The organism is Kocuria sp. KH4 (genome assembly GCF_053711175.1).
The window spans coordinates 36,756-49,373 of record NZ_JBSJYX010000028.1 but is presented as its reverse complement, the minus strand read 5'-3'; the positions used below and the strand labels follow the sequence as shown (position 1 = coordinate 49,373).

The window sequence follows — 12,618 nt, the reverse complement described above, 5'->3', positions numbered from 1 at the left end:
AAAGACCTGCGGGCACTGCTGGGAGCAATCGATCATCAGATCACCGGCGCCAACCAGGTGCAGTAGGTCGGCATCTACAAGCAATCCAACTTGCAAATCCGGTCTACAGAGTTATGAGACCAGGTCTTAGACGCGATGAAGTTGAGCGCGGTGAACGCCCCGATGATGAGGAGCAGCAGCCAGGCCATGGCCGCGGCGTAGCCCATGTCGAACTGGCCGAAGCCGGTCTGGTAGAGGTACAGCGTGAAGAACATCGTCGAGTCGGAGGGGCCGCCCCGGCCTCCCGAGACGATGAAGGCCTGCGTGAAGGACTGGAACGCCTGGATGATCTGGAGCACCAGGTTGAAGAAGATGATGGGGCTCAGCAGGGGCAGCGTGATCCGGAAGAACTGCGTGACCTTGCCGGCGCCGTCGATGGAGGCCGCCTCGTAGTACATGGCGGGGATCTGCCGCAGGCCCGCCAGGAAGATGATCATCGGGGCCCCGAAGGTCCACACGTGCAGCAGGATGATGCTGCCGAGCGCCGTCCGGGGGTCCGAGATCCACCCGATGCCCTCGATGCCGACGAGGGCCAGCAGCTGGTTGACCAGCCCGCTGGTTCCGAACAGCTGCTTCCACAGGATCGCGATGGCCACCGAGGCGCCGAGCAGGGACGGCAGGTAGAAGACCGAGCGGTAGAACGCGAGGCCGCGCAGCCCCCGGTCCAGGACCATGGCGATCGCCAGGGCGAGCGCGAGCTGCAGCGGGACCCCCACGAACACGTAGGTGAACGTCACCTTGAGGGAGTTGTGCAGCCGCGCGTCCTCGAGCATCCGGGAGAAGTTCTCCAGGCCGATCCAGTCCGGGGAGCGCATCAGGTTGTAGTCGGTGAAGGAGAGGTAGAGCGACATCAGCATGGGGCCGAGGGTGATGACCACGAGCCCCACGATCCAGGGCGCCAGGAACACCGCCGCGGCCCGGTTGTCCCGCCGGCCGGCGCGGGACCCCTTCCGGCCCGCCGCGCGGCGCGCGCGGCCTCCGGGGAGACCCTTCCGGGTGAGCTCCTCGACGGCGCTCATCCCGGGACCACCCCTCGGCGCAGCCGCGGCCGGGAGCCCCGGAGCGGTTCGGTGTCGATCTGCCTCGTTGTCATCGGTCTCTCCTCCGAACGGGTGGGAAAGCGTTTTCCACATCTGCATTGCCCTCCAGGCTAGGGGTCACGGGATGTGACGTCAACCACAATGGGGGACGGATCCGGATGTGTCGTGGTGCGTCCGCCCCGGCGCGTCGCGCCCCGGTGCGGACGGCCCGCGGTCGAGCCGCTGGAGGGCCTCGGCCACGGCCAGCGGCGCGTAGTGGCCCGCCCGGGTCCGGGCCTCGGCCTCGGAGGGGGCGACGTCCACGAGGGCCGCGGCGGCCCCCACGCCGGCCGAGCGCAGCTGCCGGGCGGACAGGGACAGCCGCCCCGCGACCGCCGCCACGGGGATGCCCCGGGCCGCGGCCAGCGCCGCGGCGGCCAGCGGCGCCTTGCCCTGCAGCGACTGCTCGTCCAGCGAGCCCTCCCCGACCAGCAGCAGGTCGGCCCCCCGCAGGTGCTCCTCGAGGCCCACGAGGGCGGCCACGAGCTCGAAGCCGCGCTCCAGCACGGCGGGGGTCAGGGCCAGGAAGCCGGACGGGAAGCCGCCGGCGGCTCCCGCGCCCGGGAGCCGGAAGGGGCGGGACCCGGGCGTGCCGGCGAGCAGGTCCGCCCAGCGCCGCAGCGCGGCGTCGAGCTCGGCGCGGGCCGCGGCGTCGGCGCCCTTCTGCCCCGCGAAGACGTGGGCGGCGCCGGCGGGTCCGTACAGGGGGTTCCGGACGTCCACCGCCAGCCGCAGCCGCACCGACCGCAGCCGGGGGTCCAGCGCGGAGGCGTCCAGCCGGGCGGCCCGCAGCAGGCCGGCGCCGCCGAGCGGCACGGGGGCGCCGCCGTCGTCGAGCACCTCCAGCCCGAGCGCCCGCAGGGCGCCGGAGCCCCCGTCGGTCATGGCCGAGCCGCCCAGGCCGACCACGACGTCCGCCGCCCCGGCGTCCAGCGCCGCCCGGATCAGCTGGCCGCAGCCGTAGCTGTGCGCCGTCCGGGCCGTGGCCGGGCTCGGCCGGACCTGGTCGAGCCCGGCGGCCTCGGCGGACCCGACCACCGCGGTGGTGCTGCCGTCCTCGGCCGTCAGCAGCGCCCAGCGGGCCCGCACGCGGGCCCCGAGCGCGCCGCGGACGGGTGTCCGGCGCAGCTGCGCCCCGGCCGCCACGGCGGCGTCCACCGTGCCCTCGCCGCCGTCCGCGAGCGGGACCGAGCTGACCCGGGCCCCGGGCCAGTGCCGCCGGACCCCGTCGGCGAGCGCGTCGGCCGCCTCGGCCGCGGTGAGCGTGCCCTTGAACTTGTCCGGCGCCACGACCACCCGGGGGCGGCCGTCCGCTGCGGGGCTCCCGCCCTCAGGCGGGGGCACGAGCGGGCTCGCCCGTCAGGGACGGCAGCACGAGGGACGCCCAGCGCTGCTGCATCACGGCGAGCGTGACGTCGGCGTCCTGGTCGAAGATCTCCTGGTTGAAGATCTCCACCTCCACCGGGCCCGTGTAGCCGGCGGCGGCCACCCAGCGCCCGATCGTGGCGAAGTCGACCACCCCGTCCCCCATCATCCCGCGGGAGAGCAGGGCGTCGGCGGCGATCGGCAGGTTGAAGTCGCACACCTGGTAGGACGCCAGCCTCCCCTCGGCCCCGGCGCGGGCGATCTGGGCCTCCAGCTCCGGGTCCCACCACACGTGGAAGGTGTCCACCACCACGCCCACGGTCTCCGGGGGGTGGGGCGCGGCGTAGTCCAGCGCCTGCCGCAGGGTGGAGAGCACGGCCCGGTCCGCGGCGTACATGGGGTGCAGCGCCTCGAGCACCAGACGCACCCCGTGCTCCCGGGCGAAGGGCACGAGCTCGGCCAGCCGGTCGGCCACGCGGGCGCGGGCGGCCACCACGTCCTTGTCGCCGCGGTCGCCGGTGCCGCCGAGGACGTGGGCGGCGGCGGGCAGGCCGCCCACGACCATGATCAGCTCACCGGTGCCCAGGGCCGCGGCCTCGCGGATCGCCGCCCGGTTGTCCTCGAGGGCGGCCCGCTGCCCCGCTTCGTCGGCCGCCGTGAGGAAGCCGCCCCGGCAGAGGCTGGACACCTGCAGACCGGCGCGGGAGATCATCCGGGCCGCCTCCTCCAGGCCTGCCTCGGCCACGCGGTCGCGCCACACGCCGATGTGCCCGAGCCCGGCCCGGGCCGTGGCGTCGACGGCCTCCTGCAGGCTCAGCCGGCGGGTGGTGCCCGTGTTCAGCGACAGCTGGAAGTCCGCGCTCACGCCGCACCTCCCCTGCTGCCGGCCGGGACCAGGGCCGGTGACCCGGCCCCGGCGACGTCCAGGAAGGCGCCCATCCGCCGGGCCGCCAGCTCGGGCTCGAGCAGCAGCCCCGCGCGGTCGGCCAGCACGAAGACCTGCACGAGGTGGGCCACCGAGCGCCCGGAGTGCAGGCCTCCGACCATCTGGTAGCCGGGCTGGTGCCCGTTGAGCCAGGCGAGGAAGGCGATGCCGGACTTGTAGTAGAAGGTCGGCGCCCCGAAGACGTGGCGCCCGAGGGCCTCGGTGGAGTCGAGGATCGCCCGCGCCCGGTCCGGCCGTCCGGCGTCGTAGGCCTGCAGCGCGGTGGAGGCGGCCGGGTAGATGCCGGCGAAGATGCCCAGCAGGGCGTCGGAGTGCCGGGTGCCGTCGCCGTGGACGAGCTCGGGGTAGTTGAAGTCGTCCCCGGTGTAGAGGCGGACCCCGTCCGGCAGCGACGCCCGCAGCCGGGTCTCGTGCCCGGCGTCCAGCAGCGAGACCTTGACGCCGTCGACCTTGTCCGGGCGGGACCGGATCAGCTGCAGGAACGTCTCCGTGGCGGCCTCGACCTCCTCGCTGCCCCAGTACCCGGTGAGGGCCGGGTCGAACATGGTGCCGAGCCAGTGCAGGACCACCGGGTGCCGGACCTCGTCCAGCAGGCCGGTGTAGACCCGCAGGTAGTCCTCGGCGCCGCGTGCGGCGCGCACCAGCGCCCGGGAGGCCATGAGCACGACCTTGGCCCCGGCGCCCTCCACGACCGCCAGCTGCTCCCGGTAGGCGGCCTCGACGGCCCGCAGCCCGGTCTCGCCCGGGACGATCCCCGCCGGGTCCAGCTGGTCCGTGCCGGCCCCGCACGCGATGAGATCACGCACCGTGCGGCCCCGCAGGCCCGGGTGCCCGGCGGTCAGCGCGGCGGACGCCTCGGCGGTGGAGCGGCGGATCAGCTCCTGGGTGGCGGGCCAGTCCAGGCCCATGCCCCGCTGGGCGGTGTCCATGGCGTCGGCCACGCCCAGCCCGTAGGACCACACGTCGTGGCGGAAGCCCAGGGTCGCGTCCCAGTCCAGCTGCGCCGGTGCCCCGGGGGTGTTGCCCCCGAGGACGTGCGGGACGACGTGGGCCGCGGCGTAGGCCCTCCGCGAACCGATCGGGGCCGCCGGCCGGGTCCAGGTCCCCGGATCGCCGAGCACGTGCTCGGCGAGGGAGCCGGTGCCGTCCGGCAGGTGCACGGCGGTCACCGGAGCGCTCCGGCGACCTCGGGGTCCGCCGCCCGGCCCGCACCCGCGGCGGGCTCCGGGGCGAGGTCCAGCTCCGGGATGTCGATCGTGCGGCGCTCGGCCGAGGACCGCAGGCCCAGCTCGGCGAGCTGGACGCCGCGGGCGGCCGAGAGGAGGCCGAAGCGGTGCTCGCGCCCGGCGACGACGTCGGCGAGGAACTCCTCCCACTGCGCCTTGAAGCCGTTGTCCAGCTCGGTGTTGGCGGGCACCTCCAGCCACTGGTCGCGGAAGGACTCGGTGACGGGCAGGTCCGGGTTCCACACCGGCTTGGGGGTGTGGGCGCGCTGCTGGGCGACGCACTTGGTCAGCCCGGCGACGGCTGAGCCGTGGGTACCGTCCACCTGGAACTCCACGAGCTCGTCGCGGTACACGCGCACGGCCCAGGAGGAGTTGATCTGCGCGATCACGGGGTGCCCGGCGGGGGTCTCGCACTCGAAGACGCCGTAGGCGGCGTCGTCGGCGGTGGCCGGGTACTCGTGGCCCTGCTCGTCCCAGCGGGCGGGGATGTGCGTCACCGCCGTGGAGGTGACCGAGCGCACCGGGCCCACGATCCCCTCCAGGACGTAGTTCCAGTGGCAGTACATGTCCGTGGTCATGGACCCGCCGTCCTCGCGCCGGTAGTTCCACGAGGGGCGCTGGGCCTCCTGGTGCTCGCCCTCGAAGACCCAGTAGCCGAACTCCCCGCGCACGGAGAGGATCCGGCCGAAGAAGCCCTCGTCCACCAGCCGGCGCAGCTTCACCAGCCCGGGCAGGTAGAGCTTGTCGTGGACCACCCCGGCGGTCACCCCGCTCTCCCGGCCGACCCGGGCCAGCTCCACGGCCTCCCGCAGCGTCTCGGCGGTCGGCTTCTCCGTGAACACGTGCTTGCCGGCGGTCATGGCCTTCCGGAGGGTGCTCGCCCGGAGGCTGGTCATGGAGGCGTCGAAGACGACGTCCACCGTGGGGTCGGCGATGAGGGCGTCCAGATCGGTGCTCCAGTGCTCGACCCCGTGCCGGCGAGCCAGCTCCTCGAGCTTCGCGGCGCTGCGGCCCACGAGGATCGGCTCGACGGTGACGCGGCTGCCGTCGGGCAGCGTGATCCCGCCCTGGTCCCGGATGGGCAGGACCGAGCGCAGCAGGTGCTGGCGGTAGCCCATGCGGCCGGTGACGCCGTTCATGGCGATGCGGAGAACTCGGGGTTGGGACATCGTCCACTCCAAACGGTAGGAGAATTTGCAGGAAAGCGCTTTCCACTCTAAGGTTGCTCCAGTGTGACTGTCAACACATTCCCGGCGCGGACTCCCCGGCCGGCAGCACCGGAGGCCCGACGGCAGCGGGGAGGAAGCAGGACCGCACGATGAGCGCAGTGACCCTGTCCCAGGTGGCGCGGCAGGCCGGGGTGTCCCTGGCCACCGCCTCCCGGGTGCTCAACGGCTCGGACCGGCGGCCGGCGGAGGAGATCGCGGAGCGCGTGCGCCTGGCCGCGGAGACCCTCGGCTACGTGGCCAACGCGCAGGCCCAGGCGCTGGCCCGTTCCACCACCGGTCTCGTCGGCCTCGTGGTGCACGACATTGCCGACCCCTATTTCTCGTCGATCGCCAAGGGGGTGCAGCGCCGGGCCCGGACCCACCGGCGCCAGCTGCTGCTGGCCGCGACCGACGGCACCGACCAGCTCGACGCGGTGTCCGCCTTCGCCGCCCACCGCACCGACGCCGTGATCATGGCGGGCTCACGCCGGGAGAGCATCGACCCGCGGCTGCTCGCGGAGCTCGAGCGCTACCGGAAGAACGGCGGCCGCGTGGTGACCATCGGCCAGGACTGGCTGGAGGGCGCCGGAGCGGTCACGATCGACAACCGCAGCGCGGGGGCGGACCTGACCGGCATGCTGGTCGAGGCCGGGCGGACCCGGTTCGCCTTCCTCGGCGGGCCGGAGGACCTCACCACGGCGGCCGAGCGGCGCGCGGGCTTCCGGGCGGCCCTGACCCGGGCGGGGCTGACGGCCGAGGTGGAGACCGCGCACGGCTTCGACAGCGAGGGCGGCTACGAGTCGGTCCGGGAGCTCGTGGCGCGACTCGGGGCCGAGGGCCTGCGCGGGCTCACGCTCGTCGCCGCCAACGACGTCATGGCGCTCGGCGCGATCGCGGCCCTGCGGCACACGGGCCTGCACGTGCCGGAGGACCTCTGGGTGGCCGGGTTCGACGACATCCCGAACCTGCGGGACTTCGCCCCGGGGCTGACCACGGTCCGCTTCCCGCTGGAGGAGATCGGGGAGACGGCCGCCGACATCGCGCTCAGCGGCGACGCCCCCCGGGTGGAGCACGTCGTGGGCGAGCTCGTGCGGCGCGAGAGCGCCTGACCCGGTCGACCGGGATCCGACCGGCCCGGATCGGACCCCGGCTCCGGCCCGCCCGCGTCCCCCTCGCCCGCTCGGAGGTGTGCGAAGAACTCGGCGCGGCTCACCAGCGAGGGCTGGCCAGGGCGTAGCCCGGCTCGATCCGCTGCATGTAGCCGGTGTCGTTGCGGCTGCGGATCCCGCACTCGAGGTACTGACGGTGCAGCTTCTCCAAGCCGTCACGGTCGAGCTCCACGCCGAGGCCCGGGGCAGTGGGCACGGGCACCGAGCCGTCGACGAAGCGCAGTGCGCCCGGGAGGACGACGTCCTCCTCCTCGTCCTTCCAGGGCCAGTGCGTGTCGCAGGCGTAGTCGAGGTTCGGAGTGGCCGCGGCGAGGTGGACCATGGCCGCCAGGCTGATGCCCAGGTGGGAGTTGGAGTGCATGGACAACCCCATGCCGAACGTCTCCGCGATGCTCGCGAGGCCCTGGGAGCGGCGCAGCCCGCCCCAGAAGTGGTGGTCGGAGAGGACGACGTCGACGGCCCCGGCGGCCACGGCGGGGGCCACGTCGGCGAAGCTCACCACGCACATGTTGGTGGCCAGCGGCATCGAGACGTTGCGGCGCACCTCGGCCATGCCCGCGATCCCGGGCGTGGGGTCCTCGAGGTACTCGAGGACCCCGTCGAGCTCCCGACCCACCCGGACGGAGGTCTCCACCGACCAGGCCGCGTTGGGATCGATGCGCAGCGGCAGGTCCGGGAAGCGGTCCCGCAGAGCCTTGATCGCCGCGATCTCCTCGTCCGGCTCGAACACCCCCGCCTTGAGCTTGAGGGCCGTGAACCCGTACTCCTCGACCATGCGCGCAGCCTGGCGGATGACGCCCTCCGGGTCCAGCGCGGCACCCCACGAGTCCTCCTGCCCCTCGGGGTGGCCGGCCCACTTGTAGAAGAGGTAGCCGCTGAAAGGAACGGCATCGCGTACGGCGCCGCCCAGGAGGTCGCTGACCGGCCGGCCGAGCAGCCTGCCCTGGACGTCGAGCGCCGCGACGTCGAAGGGGGAGAGCACGCGGTCGGCCGTGCTGGAGCCGGTCACCATCCCGCTCATGCCGTGACCGCCTTCGACGGTGTCCCGGGCCAGGGCGGCGGCGACTCGCTGCCGCAGGACGTTGATCTTGAAGACGTCGACCCCGACGACGGCCTCCGCCGCCAGCTGGAGGCGCTGCAGGTGGCCGGCGTCGCCGTAGGTCTCCCCCAGACCCGTGACACCGGCGTCGGTGTGCAGCTCGACGACGGCTCGCAGCGCGAACGGCTCGTGCACGCCCACCGCGTTGAGCAGAGGAGGATCCTTGAAGGCGACCGGCGTGATGGTGACGCCGGTGACCGCGGCCTGGCCGAGGAGTTCTTCCGGAACGATGCGCTGGCTCAAGGGGACACACTTTCTCGAGAGGGGAGGCACGCCGGCCGTGTGAGCGGCGCCGGACCTGTGGCGAGCGTAGACATCCGGCGTCATACAAGTCCAAGACAAAGAAAACACTGTGCGATACCGCAAAGGTATCGCCGGGTTCCGGCGAGGACGTCAGCCCAGCAGGCCGCCCAGGCCCCTGACGATCTGGTGCGTGATGTCGGCCGTCGAGTGCAGGGCCTCCACGATCTCCCGCTCGTGCGCGGCGGTCAGCCGCTCGAGCGGCACGGAGCAGCTGAGCGCGTCCGCCACGCCGGAGCGCACGGGCATCGCCACACCGAAGCAGCGCAGGCCGAGCGTGTTCTCCTCGTCGTCGACCGCGTACCCCCGTCCCCGCACCGTGGCGAGATCCTCCCGGAGGGCCTCACGCGACGTGATGGTCCGGGGCGTCAGCGCCTCCAGCTCCGGAGGGAGGTGCGCCTCCAGCTCGTCGTCCCGGAGCTGCGCCAGCACGGCCTTCCCCAGGGAGGTGGAGTAGGCCGGCAGCCGCCGGCCGACGCGGTTCCTGGCGCGCTCGGAGGAGGATGCGTGGCGGGTGGCGAGGTAGACGATGTCGGTGCGGTCGAGGCGGCCGTAGTGCACCGTCTCGCCCAGGCGTCGACCGACCTCGTCCACATGGGGCTGCACCACCTGCAGCAGCGGATCGGTGTCCAGGTACGTGGTGCCGGCCAGCAGGGCGCGGATGCCGATGCTGTAGAGCGACCGGGTGGAGTCGCTACGCACCCAGCCGAGCTCGGTGAGCGTGCGCAGGAGCGCGTACACGCTGCTGCGCGGGGCGTCCATCGCGTCGCACAGCTCCCGCACCGTCACGGGTTCGTTGCCCCGAGCGGCGAGCACCTCGAGGACCTCCACCGTGCGGGCGGCGGACTTGACCCCTCGCACCCCGTTGGCACCCGTGGCCGACGTGGCCGACGTGGCCTGCTCCTGCTGGCCCATGAGAGCTCCCTCCGATCCGGCCGTGCGGCCCTTGACAGTGATCCACCTCATACAGAACTATGAGTCGCGTCACGGACTCTTGTCTACATACGTAGACGATATTCACCCTCTGGGTCACACTGAGCCCCGAGCACGACACCAGAGACCCGAAGGTGGACCACCGGGGGCCTTTCGCCTCCCGCCCCGTCCAGCCACTTCCGAGCAGAGGAACCACCACGATGAACTCCAAGAAGTCTGCCGCAACCGCCGTCACCGGTCTCGGCCTGCTGTCCCTCGTCCTCACCGGCTGCGGCGGCGTCGAGACCGCATCCGGCGGGGAGGACTTCCCCACCAAGTCGGTCAACCTGGTCGCCCCGTCCAGCCCCGGCGGAAGCACCGACCTGATCTCCCGCGCCCTCGCCTCCTCCATGGAGGAGCCCCTGGGACAGAGCGTCGTGGTCGAGAACAAGTCCGGCGCCAACACGGCGGTGGGCACCAAGGAGGTGCTGAACGCCACGGGTGACGGCTACAGCACGGTTCTGGCCGCCGAGTCCCTGTTCGCCATCACGCCGCTGTTCGTCGAGGACGCGGATGCGAAGACCATGGAGGACATGACCGTCGTGGCGCCCGTCTCCGAGGAGGAGTACATCCTGGTCGTCAACAAGGACTCCGGGATCACCTCCCTGGACCAGCTCCTGGAGAAGGACAGCATCAAGTACGCGACCTCGGGTGCCGGCACCGGCGGACAGTTCGGCCAGGCAGCGCTGTTCTCCCTGGCCGGCAAGGAGGCGACCGATGTGCCGTTCGACGGCGGCTCCGCCGCCGTGACCGCGGTGCTGGGCAACCACGCCGATGCCACGGCCACCCAGCTCGCCGAGGTGAAGGCGCAGATCGACGCCGAGGAGCTCGTCCCCCTGGCCGTCTTCTCCGACGAGCGCAGCCAGTACTTCCCCGATGTGCCGACCGTCGAGGAGTCCGGCTTCGACGTCGACGTCCAGCAGCGCCGCTGGATGGCCGTTCCCGCCGACACCCCCGAGGACGTCGTCTCCACGCTGCGGGAGTCGGTGGAGACCGCCAAGGACGCCCCCGAGTTCCAGGAGTTCCTCGAGACCAACCTCATCGGCGAGTGGGACGGGGAGCCGGCCGACGTCGTCAGCACCGTGGAGGAGGACACCCAGACCTTCGCCGACCTGGCGGAGGAGTACGGCATCGGGGGCACCGAGTGAGTTCGGCCGCCGTCACTCACGACGACCCCGGCCAGGAGCACGAGCTCGAGTTCGAGGAGGAGGCGCCGCGCGCCGGTGTCCTCACCGCCCGTCTCGGCGCTCTCGTCCCACTGGCGCTCGGCGTGTTCGGTGCCGTCGTGTCCTTCGGGCTCGGCATCGGCTCCCTCAGTGACCCGGGGGCGGGCCTGTGGCCCTTCGCCATCTCCGTGGCCATGGTTGTGGCCTCGGTGATCGCACTCCTGCGGGCGAAGCAGGACGACGACGTCGAGGCGTTCGACCGGGGCATCCTGCCCGTGGTCCTCAGCGTGGCCAGTCTCATCGTCTACGCGGCACTGCTGCCGATGATCGGCTTCGAGATCCCCACCGTCCTGCTCCTGGTCTTCTGGATCAAGGTCCTGGGCAAGGAGGGCTGGCGTCCCGCCGTCACGGTGGCGGTCGTCGCCACCGTCGCGGTGTACGCGCTCTTCGTGCTCCTGTTCGCCGTGCCCATCCCGCACCTCTTCTAGGAAGCGACTTCCGGAATGGATATTCTCAACGACGCCCTCGGCGGCTTCGACGTGGTGCTGCAGCCGGCGAACCTGCTGTTCTGCCTGCTCGGCGTCACCCTGGGCATGCTCATCGGCGTCCTGCCGGGCCTCGGCCCGGCGGCGACGATCGCCATCCTGCTGCCCATCACCTACACGATGGAACCCGCCAGCGCCATCATCCTGCTCGCCGGGATCTTCTACGGCGCCCAGTACGGCGGCACCATCACCTCGGTGCTGCTCCGGCTCCCGGGCGAGGCCTCGAGCGTGGTCACCGCCCTGGACGGCTACCAGATGGCGCGACAGGGCCGCGCCGGCGCCGCCCTCGGCATCGCGGCGGTGGGCTCCTTCATCGGCGGCACGATCGCCATCGTCGGCCTGACCTTCCTGGCGCCGCTGGTGGCCTCCTTCGCCCTGGACTTCGGCCCCGCGGAGTACACGCTGCTGGCTCTGCTCGGCATCCTGCTGGTCTCCTCGCTCGGCAACGGCTCGGCCCGCAAGGCGGCCATCGCGGCCACCGTGGGACTGCTGCTGGCCACGGTCGGCCGGGACCCGGTCACCGGTGTCAGCCGATTCACCTTCGGCTCGGACAACCTGGCCGACGGCATCGACTTCGTCATCATCGCCATGGGCCTGTTCGGGGTCGGGGAGATCCTCTACAACATCGCCACCCCGACCTCGGCGACCTCCGGCACCCCGCAGTTCGAGCGGGCCCTGCCCACCGGCAAGGACCTGAAGGACTCCTCCGGTGCCATCGCGCGCGGCTCCGTCTCCGGATTCGCCCTGGGTGTCCTGCCCGGCGGCGGCGCCACGATCGCGTCCCTGGTGGCCTACGCGACCGAGAAGAAGTTCGCCAAGAAGCCCGAGCGCTTCGGCCGCGGCGCCATCGAGGGCGTCGCCGGCCCGGAGACGGCCAACAACGCCGCCGCCACCAGCTCCTTCATCCCGCTGCTGACCCTCGGCATCCCGGCCAACGGGACGATGGCCATCATGTTCGGCGCGCTGCTGCTGCAGGGCATCACACCGGGCCCGGGTCTGATCAACGACCACCCGGACGTCTTCTGGGGCGTGATCGACTCGATGTACATCGGCAACCTCTTCCTGCTGCTGCTCTCGATCCCCCTGATCGGCATCTTCGTGCGGCTGCTCTCGGTCAAGGCCACGATCCTCAACCCGCTGACCGTGCTGATCACCATGATCGGGGTGTACACGGTGCGCAACAGCGTCTTCGACATGTTCCTGGTCATCGGCTTCGGCGTGGTCGGCTACCTCATGAAGAAGTTCGGGTATCCCCCGGGACCGCTCGTGCTCGCCTTCGTGCTCGGCGGACTGCTCGAGACCTCGTTCCGCCAGTCCGTCCGGCTCTCCGAGGGAGGCATGGCGATCTTCGTCGGCAGCCCCATCTCGATCACCCTGCTGGTGACGATCGTCCTCGCGATCGCCGCGGCCCCGGTCATGGCCTGGGTGCTCCGGCGCCAGCAGTCGAGGGCCGACGAGACCCTGCACACCCACGCCCAGGCCTACCAGGACTGACCGTCGGCGG

Annotated in this window: 11 protein-coding genes; 4 read left to right on the top strand and 7 right to left on the bottom strand. The window is 72.3% G+C overall.

Annotated features, from left to right (window positions below):
* Positions 1-74: 74 nt before the first annotated feature.
* From ACWCOM_RS16620 to ACWCOM_RS16600, 5 genes are all read right to left on the bottom strand, one after another.
* On the bottom strand, positions 75-1,058 hold the full coding sequence (locus ACWCOM_RS16620) for a carbohydrate ABC transporter permease (RefSeq protein ID WP_454549851.1): 984 nt from the start codon (positions 1,056-1,058) through the stop codon (positions 75-77).
* Between the two features lie 153 nt (positions 1,059-1,211).
* Entirely contained in the window at positions 1,212-2,408 is a 1,197-nt protein-coding gene (locus ACWCOM_RS16615) for a glycerate kinase (protein WP_454549850.1), read from the bottom strand.
* 40 nt (positions 2,409-2,448) lie between these two features.
* Positions 2,449-3,348 (bottom strand): sugar phosphate isomerase/epimerase family protein, encoded by a 900-nt coding sequence (locus ACWCOM_RS16610; RefSeq protein ID WP_454549849.1) that lies wholly within the window; start codon positions 3,346-3,348, stop codon positions 2,449-2,451.
* On the bottom strand, positions 3,345-4,598 hold the full coding sequence (locus tag ACWCOM_RS16605; RefSeq protein WP_454549848.1) for a dihydrodipicolinate synthase family protein: 1,254 nt from the start codon (positions 4,596-4,598) through the stop codon (positions 3,345-3,347). Before ACWCOM_RS16605 ends, ACWCOM_RS16610 begins: the two co-directional genes overlap by 4 nt.
* Positions 4,595-5,824: a Gfo/Idh/MocA family protein gene (locus ACWCOM_RS16600; RefSeq protein ID WP_454549847.1), complete on the bottom strand. Its 1,230-nt coding sequence runs from the start codon at positions 5,822-5,824 to the stop codon at positions 4,595-4,597. Before ACWCOM_RS16600 ends, ACWCOM_RS16605 begins: the two co-directional genes overlap by 4 nt.
* 149 nt (positions 5,825-5,973) lie before the next feature.
* On the opposite strand from ACWCOM_RS16600, the gene ACWCOM_RS16595 reads away from it, so the two are divergent.
* Positions 5,974-6,972 carry a LacI family DNA-binding transcriptional regulator gene (locus ACWCOM_RS16595; RefSeq protein ID WP_454549846.1) on the top strand — a complete coding sequence of 333 codons (999 nt, stop codon included), beginning with the start codon at positions 5,974-5,976 and terminating at the stop codon, positions 6,970-6,972.
* A 100-nt stretch (positions 6,973-7,072) separates the two neighbouring features.
* Here the strand turns inward: ACWCOM_RS16595 and ACWCOM_RS16590 are convergent, their stop codons facing one another.
* Both ACWCOM_RS16590 and ACWCOM_RS16585 read right to left on the bottom strand, forming a co-directional pair.
* Positions 7,073-8,374: a glucarate dehydratase family protein gene (locus ACWCOM_RS16590; protein ID WP_454549845.1), complete on the bottom strand. Its 1,302-nt coding sequence runs from the start codon at positions 8,372-8,374 to the stop codon at positions 7,073-7,075.
* A 150-nt stretch (positions 8,375-8,524) separates the two neighbouring features.
* Positions 8,525-9,346, bottom strand: a complete 822-nt coding sequence (locus ACWCOM_RS16585) for an IclR family transcriptional regulator (protein ID WP_454549844.1) — start codon at positions 9,344-9,346, stop codon at positions 8,525-8,527.
* 218 nt (positions 9,347-9,564) lie between these two features.
* On the opposite strand from ACWCOM_RS16585, the gene ACWCOM_RS16580 reads away from it, so the two are divergent.
* The 3 genes from ACWCOM_RS16580 to ACWCOM_RS16570 are packed head-to-tail and all read left to right on the top strand — an operon-like array spanning position 9,565 to position 12,608.
* The gene (locus ACWCOM_RS16580; protein WP_454549843.1) at positions 9,565-10,551 is read left to right on the top strand and encodes a tripartite tricarboxylate transporter substrate binding protein; all 987 of its coding nucleotides are present in this window, start codon (positions 9,565-9,567) and stop codon (positions 10,549-10,551) included.
* Positions 10,548-11,057: a tripartite tricarboxylate transporter TctB family protein gene (locus ACWCOM_RS16575; RefSeq protein WP_454549842.1), complete on the top strand. Its 510-nt coding sequence runs from the start codon at positions 10,548-10,550 to the stop codon at positions 11,055-11,057. The genes ACWCOM_RS16580 and ACWCOM_RS16575 overlap by 4 nt, the downstream gene beginning before the upstream one ends.
* Positions 11,058-11,072: 15 nt before the next feature.
* Positions 11,073-12,608: a tripartite tricarboxylate transporter permease gene (locus ACWCOM_RS16570; RefSeq protein WP_454549841.1), complete on the top strand. Its 1,536-nt coding sequence runs from the start codon at positions 11,073-11,075 to the stop codon at positions 12,606-12,608.
* The last annotated feature ends 10 nt before the right edge of the window (positions 12,609-12,618 follow it).

What these genes read in the sequence shown, in the direction of transcription:
- ACWCOM_RS16570 (WP_454549841.1), top strand. Translation starts at nt 11,073, where the DNA reads ATGGATATTCTCAACGACGCCCTCGGCGGCTTCGACGTGGTGCTGCAG.
- ACWCOM_RS16620 (WP_454549851.1), bottom strand. Translation starts at nt 1,058, where the DNA reads ATGAGCGCCGTCGAGGAGCTCACCCGGAAGGGTCTCCCCGGAGGCCGC.
- ACWCOM_RS16600 (WP_454549847.1), bottom strand. Translation starts at nt 5,824, where the DNA reads ATGTCCCAACCCCGAGTTCTCCGCATCGCCATGAACGGCGTCACCGGC.
- ACWCOM_RS16585 (WP_454549844.1), bottom strand. Translation starts at nt 9,346, where the DNA reads ATGGGCCAGCAGGAGCAGGCCACGTCGGCCACGTCGGCCACGGGTGCC.
- ACWCOM_RS16580 (WP_454549843.1), top strand. Translation starts at nt 9,565, where the DNA reads ATGAACTCCAAGAAGTCTGCCGCAACCGCCGTCACCGGTCTCGGCCTG.
- ACWCOM_RS16595 (WP_454549846.1), top strand. Translation starts at nt 5,974, where the DNA reads ATGAGCGCAGTGACCCTGTCCCAGGTGGCGCGGCAGGCCGGGGTGTCC.